Source organism: Lysobacter enzymogenes (genome assembly GCF_900106525.1).
In the GTDB taxonomy this organism is placed as follows: Bacteria; Pseudomonadota; Gammaproteobacteria; order Xanthomonadales; family Xanthomonadaceae; genus Lysobacter; species Lysobacter enzymogenes.
On the sequence record NZ_FNOG01000001.1, the window covers coordinates 891,634 to 914,696 of the forward strand.

Sequence of the window (23,063 nt, forward strand, 5' to 3'; positions counted from 1 at the left end):
AGCGTCGGGGCTGAAGCCCCTCCCACAAGAGCGAGGGCGCGGGCGCTGCATTGCTTGGCTTTTTGTGGGAGGGGGCTTTAGCCCCGATGCTTTCCGATCCGCTCGCGACGGAGATTCCGGCGACTTGAGCCAACAGCCTCGGGGCTGAAGCCCCTCTCACAAGAGCGAACGCGCCGACGCGGCTCGGCCGGGCTCAGGCCGTCGCGCGGCAGGCTTCGGCGCGGTCCAGGTCGTGGCGGTAGAGCTCCTCGCGCCGCATGGACTTGTGGATCTCGGCGCGGTTCTCGTAGTGCTCGGGATTGTCCGGGTCCAGCGCGATCGCCCGGTCCATGTCGGCCAGCGCGCGTGCGTAGTCGCCGCGGCCGTAGTGCAGCACGGCGCGGTTGACCCGCGCGGCGACCGAGTCGGCGGCCAGGGCGATGGCGGCGTCGTAGTCGGCCAGGGCGGCGTCGGCGTCGCCAGATTGCTCGTGGATCTCGGCGCGGATCTGATGGATCTCCGGCTGCTGCGGGTTGAGTTCCAGGCTCAGCGCGAAGCTGTCCAGCGCCGCCTCCCAGTCGCCGGTCTGCGACTGGCACACGCCGCGGTTGAAATGCACTTCCGGATACGGCGCGCTGTAGCGCACCGCCAGTTCGTACAAGGCCAGCGCCTCCTCGAACCGGCCCTGGCGCTGCAGCAGGTTGCCGCTCTCGTTGTAGTACTCGGAGTAGTACGGATCCATCTCCATCGACTTGCGGTAGTACGCCAGCGCGTCCTCGGCGCGGTCGAGCATCACGTAGACCTGCGCGGTGTTGTACTGCAGCACCGAGCGGTGCAAGGCGTGGCGCTCGTCGCCGAGCTCGCGGGTGAGCAGGGCGTAACCTTCCTGGCACAGCGCCAGCGCCTCGCGCGGCCGGCCCTGGCGCACGCGCAGGAACGCCAGCCCGTTGTCGATGAACACCCGCAGGAAGGTCTGGTCGGCGTCTTGGATGGCGCCGCGCGCGGCGGCGATGTCCTGCGCGGCGAGCAGGATGTAGTGCTCGGCCAGGGCGAGGTCGGGCGTGCGCGCGTAGCGCAGGTGGATCATCGACAGCAGGTAGTTCATCTTCGCGCGCAGCTCGCGGCGGCGCAGGTGCGGTTCGGCGCGGGTCAGGATCAGCTCCAGCGCCAACTCCTGGCGGCCGGCGCTGACCAAACCCTGGAAGATATTGCCGATGTAGTTCCAGCGCGCGTCCTCGTCGTCGCCGACCATGTCCTCGAAGTGCGCCAGCACCGTATCGGCGAAGCTGGCCGACTCGTGGTAGTAGCCGTAGTGGTTGCTCAGGCACAGCGCGCGCAGGGCCGCGCGCGCGGCCAGCGCGTCTTCGCCGCGGCCGCGGTGGTAGACGATCAGGGCCGGCGCGTGGATCTCCCAGGCCAGCGGCTCGCCGCGTTCGAGCCGCGGCTGCAGCGCGGCGTAAGCGGCGTCGTCGAGCGCGGCCGGCGCCGGCGGCGCTGCGCCGGCGTCGCTCGCGGCCTGCGCGTGCAGGCCCGGCGCGCGCTGCGCCAGCGCCTGGGTGTCGAGCGCGCTGTACACGATCACTTCGATGCCGTGGGCGGCGCCGCGCCGCGCCAGTTCGGCGAAGAAGCGCGCGGCCAGGTGCTGAGCGTGGTCGTAGCCGAACGCGACCACCTGCCAGCGCTGCTGCGGCGCGAGCGCGCGCTTCCAGTCCAGCATCAGCCCGACCAGCCCGTGGACCAGGCGATAGGCGCGGTCGAGCGGGAAATTGCGGGTGCGCTCGGCGTCGTGCGCGGTTTCGGTCAGGCAGGCGTACTTGAGCGCGATGCGCTCGCGATGGCGCGCCAGGGCCATGTGCAGTTCGGGGTTGTGCGCGTCGATGAGATCGTCGCGGCCGCGCTCGCCGAGCTCGCGCCAGGCCAGTTCGGCCAGATCGGCGACGCCGGCCCAGGTGCCGCCGCGGTGGAAATCGGCGTCGATGGCGAGGCGGCGATCGGGCGCGCCGTCGGGCGCGGCGCCGTCGGCGCCGGCCGGGCGCAGGCGCAGCGTTGCGGCGGTGGGCACAGTGACGTCGGCGGCGAGGTTCATCGCAATCTCCTTATGCGTGGAAAGCCGGATCGATGGAAAGTCAGCGCCGCCGCAGCCACAGGTACATGCCGGTGGCGAACAGGGCGACGGAAATGGCGGCGAACGCGGTCGCGTCCAGGGCCGCGGCGCGGGTCGCGGCCGGGCTGGCGAAGATGTCGTAGGCGCGCACGATGTAGCGCGTGAGGGTGGGAATCAGCACGAACGCCAGCAGCGCCAGCGCCGAGATCCGCCCGACCACCCACAGCAGCGAGAACGCGCGCAGCACGCCCAGATTGCGCGGCACCAGCGCGCCGGGCGCGGCGGCCGCGCCGATGCGCCCGCCGCTGAAGCGGTGCAGGCGATCGCGCAGGTACAGCCGCGCCTGCTGGTCCAGGTCGGGATGGCCGAAGTAATTGCACGCCACGTAATAGAAATCGGTGCGCAGGAAGATGTTGAACTGCCACGACAAGGTGATCAGCAACTGCAGCACCAGCGCCTGCAGCAACTGCACCAAGAACACATTGCCGCCGCGGTCGAGCAACCAGCCCACGGTCAGGCTCAGCAGGGCGATGTTGAGCACGTCGACCATCATCCCCGCCAGCAGCGGCAGGTAGCGCTGGCGCCGCGGCAGCGACAGGATGCCGGTGAGGTCGGCTTCGGCGACCAGGTCCCACAGGCGGTTGCCGATGCCCAGGCGCGAACTGACGCCGTAGCGGGCGGCGGCCAGCATGTGGCCTAGCTCGTGCAGCATGATGGTGACGAAGTACAGGCCCAGCAGCGCGACCAGGGTCAGGGTCAGGTGCTGTTCCAGATAGAAGGCTTCCAGGTTCGGGCGCAGGCGCGGGTCGAGCCAGGCGCTGTAGCCGGCATAGGCCAGCACGCCCAGGTACAGCGCCAGCGTCGCCGGCGAGAACAGCGCGCGCGCCAGCGCGGTGTTGGCGCGGAACGACAGGCGGCGGTCGCCGGCGGCGGATTCGTCCACGCGGCGCTGGTAGGCGTCGCGTTCGTGCGGCGGCAGGATGAAGCCGATCTCGCGCAGCTGGACGAGGAAATCGTCGATGTCGACGGTTTCCGCGGCGGCCGAGTCGGCGCCGGTCTCGCCGTTCGCGTTGTCCGTATTCGTGGCGTCGGCCGCGCGCGCAGCGAGCGCGCGCTTGATCGCGCCGACGCTGTCGCCGGCCTGCAGCCGTTCGACGATGCGCAGCCCGTCCTCGGGAAATTCGTAGAACTCCCCCAGCTCGGCGTTGCCGATGTAATAGGCCTCGCCTTCGCGCTGCACCGACAGCGGAATCACGTAGTAAGTCTGGTCGTCGCTGTTCGCCATCGCGGGGCCGTCGGGTTGCGGTGTGGAGCAAGCGGGCCGGCGATCGCTCGCCGGCCCGCTTCCTCACTTCGCGTATGAAGCGGGCGCACCATGACGTCGCTGCGCGCGCCGCTTGCGCGGACGCGGCAACTTCGCCGGAATGGTGGAAGATCCGCCAATCCTTGGCGGCGCCCGATCATGCGCACGCCGACGCTGCGGCCGCACGGACGCGGCCGTTCGCCGACGCGGCTCAAATCACAGCTGCGGCCACCAGGGCAGGCACAGCCAGATCGGGTACGCGGCGACCGAGGTGGTCTTCAGCTTCTGCACTTTCAGGATCGAAATCTTCTTCATGTTGAGACTTCCTGGTTGAGTTGAAAGCGGCGCCCGCTTGCGCGGACGGAGCATGCCGGCGCAGCATCGGCGGTGAAACCGGCGTTGCGATGCGACATCCTCGGTGCCTTGGCTATCACGGTTTTTTTTGCTCTTGCAAGACGAGTTTTCGATGCATTTTCGATAGCCAAACCGACCGCTTGGATCAGTGACGAGGCGGAAGTTTTTTGTTCAAATCTGCGACTGGGTCGACGGGCCGATCTGACGGTTTTCGACGGTATTTTGTTCGGGAGCCGGCTATGGAGCGCGGAACTGTGTTTTTTTGTTGCGGTGCGACATGGGTCTGCGACGGAATCGGAACGAAAAATCGGGCCGCTGCCGCATTCGCGCACGGCACTGAACGGGGCGCGGCGTGAACGCCGCCGCGTTGCCGGTCGGCGAACTGCTCAAGCGCGCGCGCGGCCGGGTCGACCCGGCCGAGGCCGAATTGCTGCTGGCCGCGGCGCTGCAACGCCCGCGCGCCTGGCTGTTCGCCCACGACGACCACGTGCCCGACGATGCGGCGCTAGCCCGCTTCCAGGACTGGCTGGCGCGGCGCGAGGCCGGCGAGCCGGTGGCCTACCTGCTCGGCCGGCGCGGCTTCTGGCGCTTCGATCTGCAAGTCGGCCCGGCCACCTTGATCCCGCGTCCGGAGACCGAGCGCCTGGTCGAGCTGGCGCTGGACCGCCTGCCGGCCCAGGCCGAGGCGCGCGTCGCCGACCTGGGCACCGGCAGCGGCGCGATCGCCCTGGCGCTGGCGGCCGAGCGGCCGCGCGCGCAGGTGCTGGCGGTGGACCTCAGCGCGCAGGCGCTGGCGGTGGCGCGCGCCAACGCCGACGAACTGCGGCTGCGCAACCTGGAGTTCCGCCTCGGCGACTGGTTCGCGCCGCTGCAGGGCGAGCGCTTCGATCTGATCGCCAGCAACCCGCCGTACATCGAAGCCGCCGACCCACACCTGCGCCAGGGCGACCTGCGTTTCGAACCGCTGACCGCGCTGGCCTCCGGCGCCGACGGGCTGGACGCGATCCGCACCATCGCAGCCCAAGCGCCGGCGCACCTGCGCCCCGGCGGCTGGCTGCTGATCGAGCACGGCTGGGACCAGGGCCCGGCGGTGCGCGCGCTGCTGCTCGCGGCAGGGCTGGCCGAAGTCGCGACCGAACAGGATTGGGAGCAACGCGACCGCGTCAGCCTCGGCCGCTGGCCCGGCTGAGCGGCCGCGGCCGGCTCGCCGGCCCGAGTTCCGGCCCGGCCTCGCCCCGACGCATGGCCCGAAGCGCGGTCCACCGCTGCGACCGAACCGCCGGACCGGGCACCGATCGCCCCGGCCCGGCCGGCTAAACTGCGGGCATCCCGACTGCGAGGCCCGCGATGCGCACGCTCTATCCCGAACTCGAACCTTTCGACACCGGCACGATCCAGGTCGACGACCGCCACAGCCTGTATTACGAGCAGTGCGGCAATCCCGACGGCAAGCCGGTGGTGCTGCTGCACGGCGGGCCCGGCGGCGGCTGCAGCGCCAAGATGCGCCGCTTCCACGACCCGGCCAAGTACCGCATCGTCCTGTTCGACCAGCGCGGCAGCGGGCGCTCGACGCCGCACGCGGACCTGGTCGACAACACCACCTGGGACCTAGTCGCCGATATCGAGAAGCTGCGGGTCAAGCTCGGCGTGGAGCGCTGGCAGGTGTTCGGCGGCTCGTGGGGCTCGACCCTGGCGCTGGCGTATGCGCAAACCCACCCGCAGCGCGTGACCGAGCTGGTCCTGCGCGGCATCTTCATGCTGCGCCGCTGGGAGCTGGAGTGGTTCTACCAGGAAGGCGCCTCGCGCCTGTTCCCGGACGCCTGGGAGCACTACTTCAACGCGATTCCGGCGGTCGAGCGCCACGACCTGATCAGCGCCTATCACCGCCGCCTGACCAGCGACGACGAGAAGACCCGCCTGGACGCCGCGCGCGCCTGGAGCGTGTGGGAAGGCGCGACCAGCTTCCTGCACGTCGACGCGGATTTCGTCAGCGGCCACGAGGATGCCCAATTCGCCCTGGCCTTCGCCCGCATCGAGAACCACTACTTCGTCAACGGCGGCTTCTTCGAAGTCGAAGACCAGTTGCTGCGCGACGCGCACAAGATCGCCGACATCCCCGGCGCGATCGTGCACGGCCGCTACGACGTGGTCTGCCCGGTGCAGAACGCCTGGGAACTGAAGAAGGCCTGGCCGAAAGCCGAGCTGGAGATCACCCCGGCCTCGGGCCATTCGGCGTTCGAGGTCGAGAACATCGACGCGCTGGTGCGCGCGACCGACCGCTTCGCCTGAGCGCAGGCGCGGCGCGGACGGCGAGGCCGTCTGCGCCGCGCGATTGCGGCGCGCCTGGGTGGCGCGCTTTGGCGCGGTAAATAGTTCTATGCAGTGACATTGCGGTGCCTGCTCGGGATCTGAGCATCACCGTCGCGGCACCGATCGGCTCGCGCGACGGCCGCGAGCGAAAGCGAACGGCTTGGCGATTCTTGCGCAGTTGCGCGAATCGGCGAGCGAACGCTACATCACCGCTAGCCTCGCAAGACATCGAAAGCGAGTTTTTGCCACTCAGTTAATGTCACCGGAAATGTGCAACGCATTTCCGCCAGGCCGATTGCGATCAACGGCTTGCGTGTTTCGTGCATCCGAATTCTGCGGAATTCGGCGAAATTTTCCCGCTTGACTGACTTTTCCCATCGGCGCTGCAATCGCCCGCCGATCAGGTCCGGCGTCGTCGTCGACGCACGCCGCGCGACCGGATCGGGCGACGACGAAGCATGCGCGGGCGCTTGGAAGGCGCCGCACGACGAGGGGAAATGTTCGCAACCAGGACTTATGCGCTCAACGCGCAACTGCGGCTGACGCCGATCCATCAACTGCGCTCGCTGCCCGCGCGCGCGCCGACCGGCTATGTGGCGCAAGGCGAAGATCCGCAGTTCGAGGTCGGCAGCGCGCAGGGCGAATTGCCGCCGCCGGGATGGTACGTGTTGGACCTGCGCTTCGAGCTGGAGGAGGGCCGCATCCTCGCGCCCTGCCTGTATCCCGATTTCGGCGCCGGCGTGTCCGAAGCCTTGCGCATCGGCCTGGCCGAGCCGGGCGACGACGGGCGCTCGCGCAGCGTGGTGTTGATCGGCTCGCGCCTGCATCGGCTGCGCTTCGACCCCAGCGAGCATCTGGCGCAGTTCGCCGTGCGCGAGTTCCGCTTGCGCCGGGTGTCGCGGATGCGCGCGGTGTGGGAACTGCTGTGCGGGATCCAGCGCGCGCGCCGCGAGGTGCTGTGCGAAGAGGCGGTCGGCGCCGGCCTGCGCTTCCTGCGCGCGGCGCTGCGCGGGCGCATCGGCGAGGGCGGCAAGACGCTGCTGCAGCATTACCGCCGCGCGCTGCGCCAGGGCGCGCATTCCTATCAGCATTGGCTGGCGCGCTACGACCGCGCGGCGGCGGCAGAATCGGCGGCGGCGAAGTCGCCCGCCGCCGAACGCGCGCCGAGCGAGCCAGCGCTCCCTGAGCCTGTCGCCAGCGCATCCGTGCCGACGATTTCGATCGTGCTGCCGGTGCGCGACCCGCCCTTGCCGTGGCTGCGGCGCTGCCTGGACAGCGTGCTGGCGCAGACCTGGCCGCACTGGCAGCTGTGCATCGCAGACGACGCCTCGCGCTCGGGCGCGGTGCGGCGCCTGCTGCGCGAGTACGCCGCGCGCGACCCGCGCATCGCCCTGTGCCTGCGCGACAACCACGGCCATATCTGCGAAGCCAGCAACAGCGCGATCGAACTGGCCCAAGGCAGCCACCTGGCCTTCCTCGACCACGACGACGAACTGGCGCCGCAGGCCCTGGCCGAAGTCGCGCGCGCGATCGCCGAGCATCCGCGCGCGCGCCTGTTCTACAGCGACGAGGACAAGATCGACGAAAGCGGCCGGCGCTTCGAACCCAACTTCAAGCCGGCCTGGAACCCCGACCTGCTGCGCGCGCAGAACTACATCTGCCATTTCGTCGCCATCGACGCGGCGCTGGTGCGCGAACTCGGCGGCCTGCGCCCCGGCTACGAAGGCGCGCAGGACCACGACCTGCTGCTGCGCTGCGCCGAACGCCTGGACGACGCGCAGATCGTGCACATCCCGCGGGTGCTGTACCACTGGCGGGTGCTGCCCGAATCCACCGCGCTGTCCGGCGGCGCCAAGCCCTACGCGCTGGAAGCCGGCCGCCGCGCGATCGAGGAACACTACGGCCGCACCGGCGTGCGCGCCCGCGTCGAGGTCACCGAACACGGCTACTACCGCAGCGTGCGCGGCCTGTCCGAGCGCCCGCTGGCCTCGCTGATCGTGCCCACCCGCGACCGCGTCGGCCTGCTGCGCACCTGCGTGGAGAGCGTGCTGCAGCGCACCGCCTACCGGCCGCTGGAACTGCTGGTGGTCGACAACGGCTCCAGCGAGCCCGAGACGCTGCGCTACCTGGACGAACTGCGCCAGCGCGAACACGTGCGGGTGCTGACCTGGCCGCACCCGTTCAATTTCTCCGCCATCGTCAACTTTGCTGCCGCGCAGGCGCGCGGCGAAGTGCTGTGCCTGCTCAACAACGACACCGAAGTGATCGCCTCGGACTGGCTCGACGAACTGGTCTCGCACGCGGTGCGCGAGGACGTCGGCGCAGTCGGCGGCATGCTCTATTACCCCAACGACACCATCCAGCACGCCGGCGTGATCCTCGGCATCGGCGGCGTCGCCGGCCACGCCCACGGCCACCTGCGCCGCGCCAGCAACGGCTACCTCGGCCGCGCCGGCGTGGTCCAGAACCTCAGCGCCGTCACCGGCGCCTGCCTGGCCCTGCGCCGCACGCTGTTCGCCGAAATCGGCGGCATGGACGAAACCCTCGCAGTGGCCTTCAACGACGTCGACCTGTGCCTGCGCCTGCACGCGCGCGGCTACCGCAACGTGTGGACGCCGCATGCGGAGCTGTATCACCACGAGTCGGCTTCGCGTGGGCCGGAGGATACCCCGGAGAAACGCGAGCGCTTCCTGGCCGAGTCGGCGGCGATGCAGCGCCGCTGGGGCGACCTGCTGGCCAACGACCCGGCCTACAACCCGAATCTTTCGCTCGAAAGCCTGCATTTCGACCTGGCGTTTCCGCCGCGGTCGCGGGCGAGTCGGGCCCTGGGTGCCATCCTCCCTCCGAACGCGATTCCGGTGAATGCATGACTACTTTGTTTTCGCACCTGCGCCAGAGCCTGCGCAGGCCCGATCATTGGCTCTACGGCAGTTGGTTGGACACGGTGATCAAGCATCGCCGTACCCGACTCGGCCTGGCGTGGCTGCTCATTCCGACCGCGATCTACATCTGGGGCATCGGCGGCTTCCTCGCAGCGATGCAGCCTGGCATGGACCGCGCTCGGTACTTCGCACACGTCGGTCTGGGCTTCGCCTTGTTCCGGCTGCTCACAACGGTATTGGCCGATTCAGCGACTGCGTTCTCGATCCATCAGAGTTATATCCTCGACGGTCAACTGCGCTTGACCGACTACGTGCTGCGCGCGTTGGCGCGATCCTTCTACTATTTCGTCTTCACCTTGCCTCTGGTGATCGCGGTGACGGTCGTCTCGCCGAGCTTCGAGCCGTCGGGGATCGGGCTGTCGCTGTTGGGCATGGCGGCATTGCTGGTGAACACGTTTCTGATCGCGGTGGTGGTGGCGATCGCCGGAGCGCGCTTCCCCGATCTGGCCGAAATGGTCGGAAGCATCATCATGGCGTCGTTTCTGATCACCCCGGTGGTCTGGTATCCCGAGGCGGCTCCGGCCGGCAGCGTCACCGGCGACTTCATGCGCGCCAATCCGTTTCACCACATGCTGGCGGCGGTGCGCGGGCCGGTACTCGGCGAGCAGGTCGAGCCGATGACGTGGTGGTATCTGGCGGCAATGGCGGGGATCGGAACGGCGGCGTCCGCATTGGTTTATCGAAGCTGCGCGCGGCGCGTGCCGCTTTGGCTGTGAGGGGCGGATCGATGAGTATCTATCTCAAGGCCAGCGAAGTCGCGCTGGAACTTCCGTTGGACACACAGCGTGTGGACGGAATCGAGTCGGTGGGGCTGCGCGCCTCGCTCAGCGGCAGTACTCGTCGTTATGTGACAGTGCTTTCGGGAATATCGCTGAATGCTGTTGCAGGTACGCGCATCGCCCTGTTGGGGCTCAACGGTGCGGGCAAGACGACTTTGTTGAGGGTGCTCAATGGCGTCTATCCGCCGACCCGCGGCAGCGTCGCGCACAGCGGCACCTTGCAATCGCTCCTCAATTCCACCCTAGGCTTCGCCGAACACGCCAGCTTGATCGAGAACGTATTGCTGCGCGGCACCGCGATGGGACTGAGCCGGCGCGAACTGCGGAGCGCGATGGGCGATATCCTCGAGTTCGCCGGATTGCGCGACCGCGTCGCCAACAGGCTGGGCAGCCTGTCGGCGGGGCAGCGCATGCGGCTTGGGTTCGCGATCTCCACATGTGCCCAGCCCGATATCCTGCTGATGGACGAGTGGATCGCCACAGGTGATGCAGCGTTCTTGCAGCGTGCACAGGAGCGCATGCTTGGCCGCGTCGAAGGCGCTCGCATCGTGGTTCTTGCGAGCCATAACTCTGAGCTGTTGCGACGCGTGTGCGACACCGCGTTGGTGCTCGATCGGGGGCGTATGCGCTACTTCGGCTCCATAGAGGAGGGCTTGTCGGTCTATCGCGAACTGGTCTCCGCCGCTCAACCGGATCTGCGCCAGTGTGCGCTCGCGCAAGATCCGTTGCTGTTCGGCGATGTGCGCGGATATATAGAGCGCATCCGCCTGCAGGAGCGGTCGATCGAAGTCGAAGGCTGGGCCATCGGCGAGCGCGAGCGCGAGGCCGAGAATCTGTGGGTGGAGCTAGATGGGCGCCATTCCAAGCTCGATGCGTTCGAAAGGGTGATGCGCGAGGATGTAGTCAGGGCAACCGCGCGCCGCAGCGGGCGCTTCGGTTTTCGATTCCGCTTGCCGGCGCAATGGCCGCAAGACCCTTCCGACATCGCTGTGCGGTTGCGTGTATCGGTCGGCAACGCTCGCCATCCCATCGGCCACCCTCTGCACATGGCGACCGGAAGCGTGGTGGAGGCAGCATGATGATCGACGCGTCGTTGCCTCGGCGTGTGGCCGCCTTCGTACGCGTTGCGACGCGGGAGGGCATACGATGAAGTTTCCTTTATTTGGATCGCGCTCTGCGCTCGGGGTGGCGCAATCGCCGACGGAAACTGCCGACGGTCCTGTCGTCACAGCCTCCGGCGCAGCGAGGATAATGGTCGACGATTATTTCGGCTTATCCGGCATGCTGGTCGTATCGGGATGGCGGATCGGGGAGATGGCGATCGAGTTGGAGTCGGCGCGCGGAAGATTACGCAGCCGTTGCTTCGGTATCGAGCGCCCGGACGTGGCTGCGCACTTTCCAGGCCACCGCGATGCGCTAGGCTTCGTGCTGATAGCAGAGCCGGAGGAGTCTGGGGCGGACCAGGAAGCATGGCTGAGCTGGCGGGCTGGAAGTGAGAGCGGCCGGATAGGCTTGAACGTCGCAGACGCCAACGCCGTCGCAGCGGTGCCGGCGTCCGTACCGGGCCCGGCACGCGCCGTACTGTTGCGCCAGGTGGAATTCGGCAGCAGGGACTGGAGGCTGCTGGCGGCCTATAGCTGCCAGGCCGATCCGGCTGAAGCCCGCGGTTACCTGGAAAGTGCCCTAACGCCTGCCGCGACCGGCCACGCGGTGATCTGCGGTTGGGCCGTGGGCGGGCTCGGCACGCGGTTCTGGTTGGAGGACGACTGCGGGCGACTCCACAGCCTAGAATCCGCTTCCTGGCGCACGCGGCGCGATGTGCTCGACAGCGTTGGCGCCACTTTCGGTCCGCGTGCGCTCGGATCCGGTTTTGTGTTGCATCTGGACGATGTCGCTGGCGTGCGTAGCTTCAGTCTGTGCGCGTTGACCGACGCAGGCGTGCATGTGTTGCACAGGGTTGAATGCGATCAGATCGGCGCCGACCCGGTGAGCGTGAGCCGTTGGCTGTTCGGGGTGCAGGTTGCCGACGCCGAATTGGAGCGACATCACGAACGAGTCGAACTGCCGCTGCTCAGCGCGCTGATCCAACGGGCCCAGCGGACCTGGGTCGAGGCCCAGATAAGCGGGCGACAACTGGGCGAAGCCGTGGCCGATCCGCAATTGAGCGTGATCGTGCCGTTGTACGGACGTTACGACTTTGTCGAGAGTCAGATGCTGGAATGGGTACGCGACGGCGACCTGCGTGCGCGTGCCGAACTGATCTATGTCGTCGACGACCCGGCGCTGATGCCCGCGTTCGCCTCGCACATGGAGGAGTTGCATCGACTCTACCGAGTGCCGGTGCGTTGGGTATTCGGCGCGATCAACCGGGGATTTTCCGGCGCGAACAATCTCGGTGCGGCGCAGGCGCGGGCTCCATACTTGCTTTTCCTCAATAGCGATGTGTTTCCGCAGTCGTCGGGCTGGATGGAATCGATGCTGGAGGTGTTGCAAAGCCGCGCCGAGATCGGCGCGCTCGGGCCGCGATTGGTGTTCGCCGAAGGCGGCATTCAGCACGTCGGTATGCGATTCGAGCGTTTGGAGGAATTCGGGGTGTGGATCAACCGCCATCCGTGGCTCGGTTTGGATCCGCAACTGGATCCGCATCGTGGTCTGACTCAGGTGCCGGCTGTCACCGGCGCCTGCATGATGGTTCGCAGGAGCGATTTCGATGCAGTCGGCGGCTGGGACGCCGGCTATCTGATCGGCGACTTCGAGGACTCCGACTTGTGCTTGAAACTGTGGGAAATAGGCCTGTCGTCGGCTTATCTGCCCAGCGTACAGATGGTGCACCTGGAGCGGCAGTCGCTGGTGGCACTGGGGGACGGCGGCTTCCGTGCGCGGGTGACGCTATGGAACGCGCTGCGCCATCAACGGCGCTGGCGCGGGCTGATCGAATCGATAGTGGCGCAAGAGCGGGGAACGCCGGTATGAGTGCGGTCGCACACACGGATGTCGCCGGGCAACGGATCCTGGTGATGTCCCATCGGCATCCGGATTTCAGTCTCGGTGGCGGCGAAATCGCGGCCTATCAGCTCTATCGGGCCTATCGCGAAGCGCCCGGCGTGGATCGAGCCTGGTTTCTGGCCAGTTGCGACCGCGGAAGGGGCGCGTCGGGCGCGATCGTTCCGAGGCGGAAGGACGAATATCTGTGGGAGCAGGGGATCCACGACTGGACCATGCTCAAAGCGGCGCAGCGCCGCAGCGTGACTGAATCCTTCGCCGAGTTGCTCAGCGCGTTGCGCCCGACGATCGTGCATGCGCACCACTACGCGCACCTAGGTATGGAATTCCTGCGCGTGGTCAAGGACATTCTGCCTTCGGCCACATTGTGCTTGACCCTGCACGAGTACATGGCGATCTGCCACAACCAGGGACAGATGATACGCGTCGACGGAAGCCTATGCAGCCGTGAGTCGTTCGACGACTGCCGCGGCTGCTTTCCGCAACTCAGCGTGCCAGATTTATGGCGACGCAAGCATTTCATTCAGCGTCATTTCGATTACGTCGATCATTTCGTTTCGCCGTCGAAGTTCTTGCGCCAGCGCTACATCGATTGGGGATTGCCGGCCGAGAAGATCAGCGTGATCGAGAACGGACAGGGCGACGGCGAAGCGTTGCCCCCGCGTCCTGCAGCCGACGGCGAGCTCCGGGCGAGATTCGGCTACTTCGGCCAAATCAATCCATACAAAGGCCTGCATGTGCTGCTCAAGGCGCTGCGCGAACTGCCCAAGGCGCAACGGAGCCGGCTGGTGTTGGAAGTGCATGGGGCGAACCTGGACGCGCAGTCGGACGAGTTCCGCAATTCGATTCGAGAGCTGGCGCAGCCTCTGATCGACAAGGGCGTGGTGCAGTGGATCGGACCATATCGTCCGCACGAACTGCGCGAGCGCATGGCCGGCGTGGACTGGGTGGTGGTGCCGTCGGTCTGGTGGGAGAACTCGCCGATGGTCATACAGGAAGCCTTCGTCTGCGGTCGCCCTTTGTTGGTATCCGATATCGGCGGCATGGCGGAGAAAGTTCGCGATGGCGTTGACGGGCTGCATGTCGGTGTCGGCAATGCGCGTCGCTGGGGCGATGCTTTGCTGCGCGCGTGCGATCCCGACCTGTGGCGGCAGATGGCTTCCGGGATTCGTCGCCCGGACTCGCATGCGGTTTGCGCGCGAAAGCACCTGGAGGTCGCGCAATGCGTTCGGACGAACTGAATCCTAATCCGCAGGCGTTCCTGTACGGTATCGCTGCATCGGTGCGCGACAGCGCGTTGCTGGACACGGCGCAGTGCTTTCGCCGGGTCGGCGAGAACACCGGCAATCTGGCGTTCCACTATGCGATTCGGCGCCAGCTCGGATTGCGCCGGAGGGTCGGGTGGGGCGCGTGCGCGGCGCGTGTCGACGCGGCAGGCAAAGTGGCGGTGCTGCCATGCGCGAACCAAGTGGGCGACCATATCGACATGGCGGCGATAGCCGAGAGGATGGCCGCGACCCGCCCGGCCATCGTTGCACTGGGGCTGGGGGTTCAGGCAGGCGCCGAGATGGGCATGCCGGAGGTACCGGCCGGCACGCTGACCTGGTTGCGGCTGTTGGCCGATCGCGCACCTGGTTCTGCGCCGAACATATCGGTACGCGGGGAGTTCTCGCGGCGCGTTCTGGAGTCGTTGGGGTTCGGCGATCGGGTCGTGACGCTGGGCTGCCCGAGCCTGTTCCTAAACCCGGATCGGCAACTAGGCCGGGCGATCGAATTGCGCTACGTCGAACCCAAGCGGATATGCGTGGTATCCGGCCATTATCAGTGGACCGGGCTAAGCAGGATCGAGGCGTCTCTGGCGGCGATCGCGGCGCAGACCGGCGGTAGCTGCGTCATGCAAAGTCCGCTTGAAATGGTCGCGTTGGGCCGCGGCGACGCCGGATCTGTACCTGAATCTGAACTCGCAGCTTGCCGCGATTTCTGTGCGCCGCATCTGGATATCGAGCAGTTCCGCGAATGGTGTTCGCGCCACGCGCTCAGCTTCTTCGACGTGTGCGCCTGGATGGAGCATTTTCGCCGCTACGATCTGGTGATCGGCACCCGCATTCACGGCGTCATGCTGGCTTTGCAGGCAGGCATTCCGGCCATCTGCATCCCTCATGACTCGCGCACGCTAGAGTTATGCGAAGTCATGCGTGTTCCTTATGTGCCGGCCGACCAGATCATCGATGGCGTGTCGCGAACGCAGTTGTCGTCGCTATGGCGTTTCGATGGCGCCATGTTCGATCGCAATCGCGCCGAGTTGGCGCAGCGCTATCGCGATTTCCTTCACGGTAATGGGTTGTCGGATCTGGGCTTGCTCCGCCAGGAAGGCGGCCGAGGGGAGCTCGGCGTTGCCGGCCTTGGTAAGTCGGGATCGGAGCCGGCGGAATGAGCGGCGCTCCGCAGTTGTTGCCCGATCCCCGTCGTGAATCGCGCGAATGGACCTGTCTTCAAGCATTCAGCGGCGAGGTTCTTTGCGGACAGGACTTGGCTTTCGACGATGATCCGTTCGATCGTGGTCGGCGCATTCCGCGGTTACCGGAACGGATCGGATTCGAGTCCTTCCTGTTGCGTCTGGGGCCAGAGGTTGCGCTGGACGGCCTGCGCAATATCGTGGGAGAAGATTTTTGGTTCTGCGACCGCGTTTTGGCGCCGCACGAGCGCGCCAGCGACGTGTTGCGCGGCGATCTGCGTAGCGGCTTGCGCCCCGAAAACGCCGATGGGCAAGGGTTCCGCGCCAATCCATCGCGACAGTTGGGGGAAGATATCGCTCTGGCGGTATCGGATGAGCCTTCGAACTGGGGCAGTTATTTATGCCGGATACTGCCGAAACTGATCCGCTTCAAGGAACTCGGCGCCGAACGTATTTTGGCCTATTGCGCCGGCCGCGAGCGTCTGGAACTACTCGACCTGATCGGCTTGGCGCGCGATCGGGTATTGCCGCACGATTCGGGCCTCCACTATCGCTTCCGGTCCGCGCTGTATCTGTCCGAGCCGACCAACGCGTTGTACCTGGAGCCCCAGGCGCGCTCCGATCTGCGCCGCTTAGGCGATCGCTTTCGCACCGCGCCGATCCGGCGCTTGTACGTTTCGCGTTCTTCCGGCCTAGCTACGCGAAGCGGACGGCGCTGCCTCAACGAGGGAGAGCTGGAAGCGGCGTTGTCCGGATTGGGGATGGAGGTCGTGCATCCCGATCTGCTCAGTGTGCGTGAGCAGATCGCCTTGTTCTCCAATGCCGAGCTGATCGTCGGGTGTTCCGGTGCGGGCATGTTCAACGCGGTGTTCGCGCCGGGACATGCGCGGGTGATTGAGATCGAGTCATCTTCCGCCTGGAGCTATGCTCACACTGGCTTGTTTTCCTCGCTGGGTTTGCGTCACGGCTTCGTCTGGGGCCTGGCACAGGACGAGGGCGACGTCGGCGGGCCTCATCGGCCGTTTAGCGTCGATGTCGCTGCGGTGTGTGCAAGAGTCGTGCAGTGGTTGTAACGGCGGCTTCAGGTCTCGCGTCTTAGTTGGTGGCGCAGTACGCAGACTGACTGCCCCAGGCTGCCCAGGCCCGACATCTCGCGGCCGTCGTCCCAGACTACGCTTCGATCCAGTGGAATATGCGCCAAGTCGCCGTCTTGCAAGGTAACGATTACAAGGTTCAGACTGCGTGCGAACGCGCCGATCAGGTCGCGATCGAGAAACTGGTTGAGCACCTTTTCTTCGCGTTCGTCGTTTACCGACGACTCGAATACCGCCCAGTGCGATGGCACCCGGAACTCCAGGAACGAGAACACCAGCGTGCCGCCGGGCCGCAGCACGCGTGCTGCGTCGCGCAGGTAGCGATAGGTCTCCTCGTGGTGAAGATGAGTAAACACTGAGAAAAACACGATGAAGTCGGCGGAGGCGTCGGGCTCGCCAATGTGGGTTCCGGGCGCCAGGCGGAACGTCCAATCCTCACGCGCGCACACGCGACGTGCGTAGTCGAGCAGCTCCGGCACCACATCCAGTCCCAAGTATCCGCTTTGCAGATAACTGGCCAGCTGCGCGGCCAGGCGACCGCTGCCGCAGCCCACATCGATCAGTCGGTGCCCCGGGCGCAGACCCCATTGCTTGAGCAGGCAGAACTCCACCACGCCCACCGCTTCGAAATCGCCGCCGACCGCGAGAGACATGGCTCGGGTTTCGTCGTGGGCCTGCAGCAGTTCGCGGCTTTGCTTGAGGTAGCTGGAAAGGAAATGGGGAAGTTTCATCGATTCGTTCAGTAGGCTGCGTCGCAGTGCCAGCGCCAGGCCGAGGCGACGATGTCGTCGAGCCGTTCGAATCGCGGGCGCCAGCCCAGTTGATCCAGGGCGCGCTGGCTAGCAGCGACCAGGACGGCCGGGTCGCCGGCTCGACGCGGTGCGAACTCGAAGGCAATGGGGCGATTGCTGATGCGTCGAGCGGACTCGATCACTTCGAGGACACTGAAGCCCGAGCCGTTGCCGAGGTTGAAAGTCCGCGCGCAGGCGGATGGTGCTGCATCCATCGCGGTCAGGGCTCGCAGATGCGCATCGGCCAGATCGAGCACGTGCACGTAGTCGCGTATGCAGGTGCCGTCCGTAGTGGAGTAGTCGTCGCCATATACCCGTAGCGGCGGGCCGACACCCAGCGCGGCGCGTAGAACGTTCGGAATCAGATGGGTCTCCGGCGCATGCGATTCGCCGATCCCCGCTTCAGCGGCGGCCCCGGCGGCGTTGAAATAGCGCAGCGACACCGAGCGCAGGCCATAGGCGCCGGCGGCGTCGGCGAGCATGCGTTCGACCATGAGTTTGCTGGCGCCGTAGGGATTGATCGGTGTTTTGGGGTGATCTTCGTCGATGCGCGAGCTGTGCGGGTGGCCGAAAATCGCGGCGGTCGAGGAGAACACCAGCCGGTCCACGCCATGCCGGCGCATCGCGCGCAACAAGTGCAAGGTGCCGACGACGTTATGATCATAGTAATCGTAGGGCTGCGCCACCGATTCGGCGACCAGCGAACGCGCGCAGAAGTGCATGACCGCATCGACCGGCTGCTGGAATGCGGCGTCGAGCGAGTGCGGATGCAGCAGATCGGCTTCGATCAGCCGGCCCCAGCGCACCGCCTCGCGATGGCCGCTGCTGAGGTTGTCGAGCACGCTGACTTCATGTCCCGCCAGGGCCAATGCGTAGGCCGTATGCGAACCCACGTAGCCGGCTCCGCCGCATACCAGAACATGCATTGCCTTCGCTGCCTGCTCGAAAACCGGCAGGCAGCTTAGAGCTGGGATGCGAAGCGGGATAGTTCGAAAAAAAGCGCAATTTCTGTGTTTTTTCGAATTCTATGTAAATGCTGTGCAGGTGGGCACTTACGCAGTGTTTTCCCTGCGCCTTACGCGCGTCACGGGCTCAGCGATCCGGGGCGCGGTCGCCGCCCACCACCGACCCATCCGGATTCCGCTCGATCATCCAAAGCCCCGCCCACAGCTTCAAATCCAGCTCGTAACCCTCGGCCTGCCGAGCCATCAACCACGCCGGCGCCTGCGCACGCGGCACTTCGTGGACCACGATGTCCTCGCCGGCGACGCCGCCGCCGGGGCCGATGCGGTGCAGGTCGGTGGCGCGGACGAAGGCGATGCGTTCGCTGCTCATGCCGGCCGAGGTCGGGCCGGTCAGCAGGACTTCGACCTTTCGCGGTTCCCAGCCGGTTTCTTCGATCAGTTCGCGCGCGGCGGCCGATTCCAGGGTGTCGTGGGCGTGGTCGTCGCCGACCAGGCCGGCCGGCATTTCGATGGTGCGCGCGTTGAGCGGCACGCGGAATTGCTCGACGAACAGCACGTTGTCGTCCGGGGTCACCGCGACGATGATCACCGCCATGCCCTTGCCGTGGGTGCGTTCGGCGTATTCCCAGTGGCCGCGCCGCATCATCCGCAGCCATTGGCCGTTGTAGATGGTTTCCACGGGTTCGTGCTGGGCTGCGTGATCTGCGGGTGCGGTCATAGCGGTCCTCGCCGGTGGCCCGCGCGGCGGCGGCGGGCGGTGTGATGGGATGCGGTGCTGCGGCGCCGGGCGCGCTGCGCGCCGGTGCGCGGGCGCCAGGCGCAACGCGCGCTGGCGCGGGAAGGCCAGGATGCTACGACGGAACCTGTGACGCAGCGAAGTCGAGCCCGACCGCGGTGTACAGCCGGCGCCGGGTCATCGGGCCGAAGCGCAAACGGTCGCACAGGGCTTGCAGGGTGTCGGCGTCGGCGCGGCCGCGGCGGTAGTGATCGTCGTCTTCGGCCAGCGGCGCGTCGAGCGCGATCGTGGTCAGTTGCCGGCACAGCAGCGCCTGGGCGCGGTGCTCGCGCAGCCGGGCCGCGGCGCTGGCGGCGCCGCGCAGGCGCAGGAACGGGACTTCTTCGACCCGCGCCAGCAATGCATCGAGGCTGCCGAAGTGGCCGAGCAGCGCGGCCGCGGTCTTGGCGCCGATGCCGGGCACGCCGGGGATGTTGTCGACCGCGTCGCCGCACAACGCCAGGTAGTCGGCGATCTGGGTCGCCTGCACGCCGTGGCGCTCGGGCACGCCGGCGGCGGTCCAGCGCAGGCCGCGGGCGAAGTCCCATTGCTCGTCGGCGGCGTGCAGCAACTGCGAGAGGTCTTTGTCGGCCGAAACGATCACGCCGCGGTAGCCGTGCCCGCGCATGCGCATCAGCGCGCTGCCGATCAGGTCGTCGGCCTCGTACTGCACGTCGGCCAGCACGCTCAGGCCCAGCGCTGAGCACAGCGCCTTGCAATGGCCGAACTGGCGCTTGAGCGCGTCCGGCGCCGGGTCGCGGTTGGCCTTGTAGGCCGGGTACAGCGCGTTGCGGAAGCACGAATCCAGCGCCTCGTCGAAGGCGACGGCGATGTGTTGCGGGCGCTCGCGCTCGATCAGCTCCAGCAGGAAGCGGGCGAAGCCGTGCACGGCGTTGCTCGGCCAGCCTTCGGCGTCCTGGAAGTCGTCGGGGATCGAATGCCAGGCGCGGAACACGTACAGGCTGGCATCGACCAGATAGACCGGCGTCTGCGCCGCGGCGGGTGGGGTCGAGGTCATGCGCTCATTCCAGCACGCGCGGCGCCGCGCCGATACCGGGACGGCAGAAGACAGCAAACCGTCACGGCGACCAGGCCTGGGTCAGCGCGACCGGATCCGGGCGCTCGCGTTCGGGCGCTTCGAGCTTGGCGGTGCCGATGTGGATGAAGCCGACGATGCGCTCGTGCGCCTGCACGCCGAGCCAGCGCTCGACCTGTTCGTCGTAGGCCGGCCAGCCGGTCAGCCACACCGCGCCGTAACCCAGCGCCTGCGCGGCCTGGAGCAGGGCGAAGCAGACGCAGCCGGCGGTGAGGGTGCGCTCGAGCTCGGGGATCTTCTCGTCCGGGCCGAGCTGGGCGATCACGGTGACGATCAGCGGCGCGTGCGAGAAGCGGCCGCGGTCTTTTTCCACCGCCGCCGGGCCGGCGTCGGGGAAGCGCTCGATGCCGCGCGCGGCGATGCGCTCGCCGAGCGTGTGGCGGGCATCGCCCTGGATGGTGAGGAAACGGAACGGCACGCGCTTGCCGTGGTCGGGCACGCGCACGGCCGCGGCGAGCATACGCTGCAGGGCGGATTCGTCCGGTCCGGGCTCGGACAGCTGCTTGGCGGGCACCGAGCGGCGCTGGTCGAGGGCGGCGAGAAGGTCGGGGGCAGGGGTAGGCATTTAAGGAATCTGAATCTCGGTCACAAAAATGAACGGCGACACATGAATGGTCGCATCTAGGCACTATCCTGACGTTCGCGGTCGTAAAAAGACGTGCCGCATCCACCAGGGGGATTGCGAGTGTCTGGTCACTTGCACGGTGTCGTCAGCAACACGCGAGCGGATCCCGCGCGCGTGCTCGAAGAACTCAAACGACAGACGCTCGAGCAACTCGGGGGGCTGCCCGGTTCCCTGTACGGACCGATCGAGGATGCCCTCAAGGCCGATTCGCTCAAAGGCGACGGCCGCAACCACCAGTTCGAAGACCAGGCCGCATTGTGGGTCCTGCGCCAGCAACAGGCCAGCCATGTCATGGCCTTCCGCCAGCAGATCGCGCAAGGCTTCGAAGCCTATCGCGCGTCCGCCGCGGCGGTGGGCGGCGTCGGCGGCTCGCCGCTGCAACTGGTCGGCGAACAGCAGCTGGCCTTCGACCTCGACGGCGAGCGCCTGATCGAACTGCTCGAATCGCGCTACCAGCGTCCGCTGGAAATGGTGCGCGCGCGGCTGCAGATGCTGGCCCAGGCGCTGGGCGCGCCGGACGGCGTCAACCCGATCGGGCCGTACCGGCTGGTGCGCGCCTTCACCTCGGTCTACACCGAGGCCCAGGTCACCGAAAGCCTGCGCGTGCGCCTGTTCCGCCAGTACGAGCACGAACTGGCGCGGCTGCTGGGCGACATGTACGCGCGCATCAACCAATTGCTCGCCACCGCCGGTTACGGCATGGCCACCGGCGCGCCACCGGCCGGTCCGGCGCGCGCGGCGGCGGAAGAGCGCCGCGACCGCAACACGCTCGACGGCGTGTTCGACACCGTTCCGCATCGCGAGGCCGCAGCGTCCGTGCCGCACGACTATCAACAAGGATCGTTCCCGCCCGCGCCCGGCCAGGGCGCTGGCGCCGGCTATGCCGCGCAGGGGGCGCCGGTGTCGCAGGTCGAAGTGGCCGCGATGGCGGCCGAACTGGCCGAACTGCGCACCCAACTGCACGCCTGGCGCGAGGGCCTGGTCAAGACCGGCGGCCTGCCGCCGGGCCATCAGCCGCAACGCACCATGGCCCAGCGCCGCGAACTGCGCGTGGACGAAGTGGTCGGCATGGCCTCGCTGCTGCAGCCCGAGCCGCCGGACGCGTTCGCGCGCGCGCTGGCGGTGTCCGGGCGCCTGGGCGAGACCATCCGCGACCAGCTCTACGACGGCGCGCGCCGGCTTGGCTTCAACCCGGACCAGACCTGCTTCAGCCCGGAAGAGGACGACGCGATCGATCTGGTCGCGCTGCTGTTCGACTCGCTGTTCCGCAACCACGCCCTGCAGGACCGCGCCCGCCGCGTGTACGCACGGTTGGTCATGCCCTACGTCAAGGTCGCGCTGACCGACAACGAAGTGTTCGTCAAACGCGAACACCCGGCGCGGCGCCTGCTCGATGCGATCACCGAAGCCTGCGAAGGCAACGACGGCGAGACGCCGCAGGACCGCGACCTGCTCGAGCGCGCCTCGGAAATCTCCCAGCGCATCGTCTCGGACTACAACGAAGACCTGGCCGTATTCGAGCTGGCGCATGCCGAACTCGACGCGATGCTGTCCCAGCACCGCCGCCGCATCGAACTGCAGGAACAGCGCGCGGCCAAGGCCACCTACGGCCGCGAGCGCCTCGGCGCTGCGCGCAGCCAGGCCGACCAGGCGGTGCGCGATCGCATCGGCGACGGCAAGCTGACCTCGGCGGTGGCCGATTTCATCGCCACGCCCTGGCGCCATCACCTGGTGCAGGTGCTGCTGCGCGAGAACGAAGACCCCAAGCGTCGCGCCCAGGCGATGGCGCTGGGCGACGCGCTGGTGATGGCCGACAAGCTCGCCGCCGAGAACCGCGGCCGCGAACTGGCCGACCAGTTGCTGGCATTGCAGCCGATCATCATCCAGTGCCTGTCGTCGTCGGGCCTGGACGAAAGCGCCGCCCAGCACGCGATGGCGGGACTGGTGCGGGCGCTGGCGACGCCGGACAAGGAACGCAGCGACCACCCGCAGCCCAGCGCCGCCGAAGTCGAAGAGGACGTGGCCGAAGAACGCCGCCGCTACCTCGACGACGCCGCCGCGCAGGGCGGGCACGACCCGCTGCTGGCCGAACGCATGCGCCAGCTCGAACCCGGCGACTGGCTGCGCCTGACCAGCCTGCAAGGCGAAACCATCGCGGTGAAGGTCGCCTGGCTGAGCCCGCTGACCTCGCGCCTGCTGCTGGTCAACCGCCGCGGCGTGCGCGCCCTGGTCGCCTCGGCCGAGGAGCTGGCGGTGCTGGCCTCCAACGGCCGGCTGGTGGTCGGCGCCGAGCGCACCGCGTTCGACGAGGCGATGCGGCAGGTGCGGCGGCATCTGGATCGGGTGATTTGAGGCCCGAAGCCGATCGGGAACGAGTGAAGAGGTAAGAGGAACAGGCAAAAGCAGTCGCGAACGCGGCGTTTGCTCGTTCCTCTGCGCTCGTTTCCAGCGCCCGCCGACCGTAACCGACGTCCCGCTGCGCACCGCC

18 protein-coding genes are annotated in these 23,063 nt (G+C 67.5%); 10 read left to right on the forward strand and 8 right to left on the reverse strand.

Annotated elements, in window-relative coordinates:
- From BLU84_RS29005 to BLU84_RS03885, 3 genes are all read right to left on the reverse strand, one after another.
- The coding region (locus BLU84_RS29005) for a hypothetical protein (RefSeq protein WP_484502530.1) at nucleotides 1–160 on the reverse strand (160 nt) is incomplete at its 3' end.
- Between the two features lie 33 nt (nucleotides 161–193).
- Nucleotides 194–2,065 carry a tetratricopeptide repeat protein gene (locus tag BLU84_RS03880; RefSeq protein ID WP_074863058.1) on the reverse strand — a complete coding sequence of 624 codons (1,872 nt, stop codon included), beginning with the start codon at nucleotides 2,063–2,065 and terminating at the stop codon, nucleotides 194–196.
- A gap of 40 nt (nucleotides 2,066–2,105) precedes the next feature.
- Nucleotides 2,106–3,368 (reverse strand): zinc metalloprotease, encoded by a 1,263-nt coding sequence (locus BLU84_RS03885; RefSeq protein WP_074863060.1) that lies wholly within the window; start codon nucleotides 3,366–3,368, stop codon nucleotides 2,106–2,108.
- Nucleotides 3,369–4,092: 724 nt separating this feature from the next.
- Here BLU84_RS03885 and prmC point away from each other — a divergent pair.
- The 9 genes from prmC (at nucleotide 4,093) to BLU84_RS03930 (ending at nucleotide 16,302) form a co-directional block, all read left to right on the forward strand.
- Nucleotides 4,093–4,929, forward strand: coding sequence for a peptide chain release factor N(5)-glutamine methyltransferase (gene prmC / locus BLU84_RS03890; RefSeq protein ID WP_074863062.1), 837 nt, complete (start codon nucleotides 4,093–4,095; stop codon nucleotides 4,927–4,929).
- A 158-nt stretch (nucleotides 4,930–5,087) separates the two neighbouring features.
- Nucleotides 5,088–6,029: a prolyl aminopeptidase gene (gene pip, locus BLU84_RS03895; RefSeq protein ID WP_074863065.1), complete on the forward strand. Its 942-nt coding sequence runs from the start codon at nucleotides 5,088–5,090 to the stop codon at nucleotides 6,027–6,029.
- Between the two features lie 518 nt (nucleotides 6,030–6,547).
- Nucleotides 6,548–8,920: a glycosyltransferase family 2 protein gene (locus BLU84_RS03900; RefSeq protein WP_074863066.1), complete on the forward strand. Its 2,373-nt coding sequence runs from the start codon at nucleotides 6,548–6,550 to the stop codon at nucleotides 8,918–8,920.
- Nucleotides 8,917–9,708 (forward strand): ABC transporter permease, encoded by a 792-nt coding sequence (locus tag BLU84_RS27045; RefSeq protein WP_074863068.1) that lies wholly within the window; start codon nucleotides 8,917–8,919, stop codon nucleotides 9,706–9,708. Before BLU84_RS03900 ends, BLU84_RS27045 begins: the two co-directional genes overlap by 4 nt.
- 11 nt (nucleotides 9,709–9,719) lie before the next feature.
- Nucleotides 9,720–10,850, forward strand: a complete 1,131-nt coding sequence (locus BLU84_RS27050; RefSeq protein WP_074863069.1) for an ABC transporter ATP-binding protein — start codon at nucleotides 9,720–9,722, stop codon at nucleotides 10,848–10,850.
- A 67-nt stretch (nucleotides 10,851–10,917) separates the two neighbouring features.
- A complete protein-coding gene (locus BLU84_RS03915; protein ID WP_083382291.1) occupies nucleotides 10,918–12,744 on the forward strand; it encodes a glycosyltransferase in 1,827 nt (608 codons plus the stop codon).
- On the forward strand, nucleotides 12,741–14,015 hold the full coding sequence (locus BLU84_RS03920; protein ID WP_074863072.1) for a glycosyltransferase family 4 protein: 1,275 nt from the start codon (nucleotides 12,741–12,743) through the stop codon (nucleotides 14,013–14,015). The genes BLU84_RS03915 and BLU84_RS03920 overlap by 4 nt, the downstream gene beginning before the upstream one ends.
- Nucleotides 13,997–15,208 carry a polysaccharide pyruvyl transferase family protein gene (locus tag BLU84_RS03925; protein ID WP_139174606.1) on the forward strand — a complete coding sequence of 404 codons (1,212 nt, stop codon included), beginning with the start codon at nucleotides 13,997–13,999 and terminating at the stop codon, nucleotides 15,206–15,208. Before BLU84_RS03920 ends, BLU84_RS03925 begins: the two co-directional genes overlap by 19 nt.
- Nucleotides 15,205–16,302 carry a glycosyltransferase family 61 protein gene (locus BLU84_RS03930; protein WP_083382295.1) on the forward strand — a complete coding sequence of 366 codons (1,098 nt, stop codon included), beginning with the start codon at nucleotides 15,205–15,207 and terminating at the stop codon, nucleotides 16,300–16,302. Before BLU84_RS03925 ends, BLU84_RS03930 begins: the two co-directional genes overlap by 4 nt.
- 8 nt (nucleotides 16,303–16,310) lie before the next feature.
- On the opposite strand, the gene BLU84_RS03935 is transcribed toward BLU84_RS03930, so the two are convergent.
- The 5 genes from BLU84_RS03935 to BLU84_RS03955 all read right to left on the reverse strand — a co-directional run bounded on the left by BLU84_RS03935 (nucleotide 16,311) and on the right by BLU84_RS03955 (nucleotide 20,515).
- Nucleotides 16,311–17,054 carry a class I SAM-dependent methyltransferase gene (locus BLU84_RS03935; protein ID WP_074863078.1) on the reverse strand — a complete coding sequence of 248 codons (744 nt, stop codon included), beginning with the start codon at nucleotides 17,052–17,054 and terminating at the stop codon, nucleotides 16,311–16,313.
- Between the two features lie 8 nt (nucleotides 17,055–17,062).
- The gene (galE, locus tag BLU84_RS03940; RefSeq protein WP_074863080.1) at nucleotides 17,063–18,040 is read right to left on the reverse strand and encodes a UDP-glucose 4-epimerase GalE; all 978 of its coding nucleotides are present in this window, start codon (nucleotides 18,038–18,040) and stop codon (nucleotides 17,063–17,065) included.
- Nucleotides 18,041–18,206: 166 nt separating this feature from the next.
- A complete protein-coding gene (locus BLU84_RS03945; protein WP_074863082.1) occupies nucleotides 18,207–18,797 on the reverse strand; it encodes an NUDIX hydrolase in 591 nt (196 codons plus the stop codon).
- A gap of 133 nt (nucleotides 18,798–18,930) precedes the next feature.
- Nucleotides 18,931–19,872, reverse strand: coding sequence for a 5'-3' exonuclease (locus BLU84_RS03950; RefSeq protein WP_074863084.1), 942 nt, complete (start codon nucleotides 19,870–19,872; stop codon nucleotides 18,931–18,933).
- Between the two features lie 61 nt (nucleotides 19,873–19,933).
- On the reverse strand, nucleotides 19,934–20,515 hold the full coding sequence (locus BLU84_RS03955) for a nitroreductase family protein (protein ID WP_074863086.1): 582 nt from the start codon (nucleotides 20,513–20,515) through the stop codon (nucleotides 19,934–19,936).
- A 120-nt stretch (nucleotides 20,516–20,635) separates the two neighbouring features.
- Here BLU84_RS03955 and BLU84_RS03960 point away from each other — a divergent pair, with 120 nt between their 5' ends.
- Entirely contained in the window at nucleotides 20,636–22,927 is a 2,292-nt protein-coding gene (locus BLU84_RS03960; RefSeq protein WP_267889170.1) for a DUF1631 family protein, read from the forward strand.
- The last annotated feature ends 136 nt before the right edge of the window (nucleotides 22,928–23,063 follow it).

Excerpts from the sequence above, each read along its gene's own strand:
- BLU84_RS03935 (WP_074863078.1), bottom strand. The coding sequence starts at position 17,054 with ATGAAACTTCCCCATTTCCTTTCCAGCTACCTCAAGCAAAGCCGCGAA.
- BLU84_RS03885 (WP_074863060.1), bottom strand. The coding sequence starts at position 3,368 with ATGGCGAACAGCGACGACCAGACTTACTACGTGATTCCGCTGTCGGTG.
- BLU84_RS27045 (WP_074863068.1), top strand. The coding sequence starts at position 8,917 with ATGACTACTTTGTTTTCGCACCTGCGCCAGAGCCTGCGCAGGCCCGAT.
- pip (WP_074863065.1), top strand. The coding sequence starts at position 5,088 with ATGCGCACGCTCTATCCCGAACTCGAACCTTTCGACACCGGCACGATC.
- BLU84_RS03925 (WP_139174606.1), top strand. The coding sequence starts at position 13,997 with ATGCGTTCGGACGAACTGAATCCTAATCCGCAGGCGTTCCTGTACGGT.
- BLU84_RS03945 (WP_074863082.1), bottom strand. The coding sequence starts at position 18,797 with ATGACCGCACCCGCAGATCACGCAGCCCAGCACGAACCCGTGGAAACC.
- BLU84_RS03930 (WP_083382295.1), top strand. The coding sequence starts at position 15,205 with ATGAGCGGCGCTCCGCAGTTGTTGCCCGATCCCCGTCGTGAATCGCGC.
- BLU84_RS27050 (WP_074863069.1), top strand. The coding sequence starts at position 9,720 with ATGAGTATCTATCTCAAGGCCAGCGAAGTCGCGCTGGAACTTCCGTTG.
- galE (WP_074863080.1), bottom strand. The coding sequence starts at position 18,040 with ATGCATGTTCTGGTATGCGGCGGAGCCGGCTACGTGGGTTCGCATACG.
- BLU84_RS03955 (WP_074863086.1), bottom strand. The coding sequence starts at position 20,515 with ATGCCTACCCCTGCCCCCGACCTTCTCGCCGCCCTCGACCAGCGCCGC.
- BLU84_RS03950 (WP_074863084.1), bottom strand. The coding sequence starts at position 19,872 with ATGACCTCGACCCCACCCGCCGCGGCGCAGACGCCGGTCTATCTGGTC.
- BLU84_RS03920 (WP_074863072.1), top strand. The coding sequence starts at position 12,741 with ATGAGTGCGGTCGCACACACGGATGTCGCCGGGCAACGGATCCTGGTG.
- BLU84_RS03880 (WP_074863058.1), bottom strand. The coding sequence starts at position 2,065 with ATGAACCTCGCCGCCGACGTCACTGTGCCCACCGCCGCAACGCTGCGC.
- BLU84_RS03915 (WP_083382291.1), top strand. The coding sequence starts at position 10,918 with ATGAAGTTTCCTTTATTTGGATCGCGCTCTGCGCTCGGGGTGGCGCAA.
- BLU84_RS03900 (WP_074863066.1), top strand. The coding sequence starts at position 6,548 with ATGTTCGCAACCAGGACTTATGCGCTCAACGCGCAACTGCGGCTGACG.